Annotated in this window: 1 protein-coding gene; it reads left to right on the top strand. The window is 72.4% G+C overall.

Annotation, left to right across the window (positions count from 1 at the left end; translation table 11 throughout):
- Nucleotides 1-221: 221 nt before the first annotated feature.
- Nucleotides 222-1,040, top strand: an 819-nt coding sequence (locus tag Mterra_RS21455) for a diacylglycerol/polyprenol kinase family protein (protein ID WP_218023008.1), incomplete at its 3' end; no start/stop codon positions are given.

Here is a 1,040-nt window from a genome sequence, read left to right as displayed (position 1 = left end):
CCCACCACCCCCCACGAGCAAGCCACCGGTTCACGGCCGGGGACGGGCTCGCGGGACAAGCACCCGTCCTCTGGGGAGTGGGGCTGTAGTTGGCTTGTGGGGCGGGCGCGGCCCCAGTGGATGATTCATCCCAACGAGGCGTTTGGCGTTTTGCGTCTTGCGTCTCGCGTTCGGCGTCGGGCATCCGGCGTTCGGCTGTCCCTCGCCGCCGGAGGCCGCCCATGACCTGGACCGCCTTCGCCGTCATGCTCGCGCTGGGGGCGCTGCTGGTGGGGGTCAAGCTCTGGCAGCGGCGGGCGCGGCCGCACGCGGAGGTGGCGCGCAAGGTCATGCACATCGGGGTGGGGGTGCTCGCGCTGGCCTTTCCCTCCTTGTTCGGGTGGGGCGGCCTCGAGCCCGTGCTGTGGGTGTGTGGCGTGGCGGTCCTGACCCTGCTGGCGCTGCGCTTCGTGCGCCCGGCGCGGGCGGTGCTGGGGAGCGTGCTGGGCTCGGTGGAGCGGCAGGGGTGGGGCGAGGTGTACTTCCTGCTGAGCGTCGCGCTGCTCTTCGCCTTCGCCCAGAACCCGGTCGAGTACTACCTGCCGCTGCTGGTGCTGACCTTCGCCGACGGGCTGGCGGCGCTGGTGGGGGTGGCGTACGGGCGTGTGCGCTACGGCACCGAGGGGCGCTACAAGAGCCTCGAGGGCAGCCTGATGTTCTTCCTGGTGGCCTTCGGGCTGGGCTACGGCTACCTGCTCTTCGAGGGGGGCGTGCTCGAGGCCAGCCTCTACGCGCTGCTCGTCGCGAGCGTGAGCACGCTGACGGAGGGGGTCTCGGTGGAGGGGCTCGACAACCTGCTGGTCCCGGTGGTGAGCCTGGGGGTCTTGCAGCAGCAGCCGGGGCCGGGCGAGCTGGCCGTGATGGTGCTGCTGGCGGTGGTGCTGGCGGGCCTGGTGGCCTGGACCATGACCCGCTCCGAGCGCAACGCCCCGGCGCGGGTGGCCCTGATCCTGGGGGCGCTGCTGGGGCTGGTGTGGCTGGGCTGGCCGGGGATGCTGGGG

The sequence above is a fragment of the Calidithermus terrae genome, assembly GCF_003574345.1.
Classification (GTDB): Bacteria; Deinococcota; Deinococci; order Deinococcales; family Thermaceae; genus Calidithermus; species Calidithermus chliarophilus.
The sequence above is the reverse complement of the archived record's forward strand: the minus strand, read 5'-3'. Positions and strand labels throughout refer to the sequence as shown.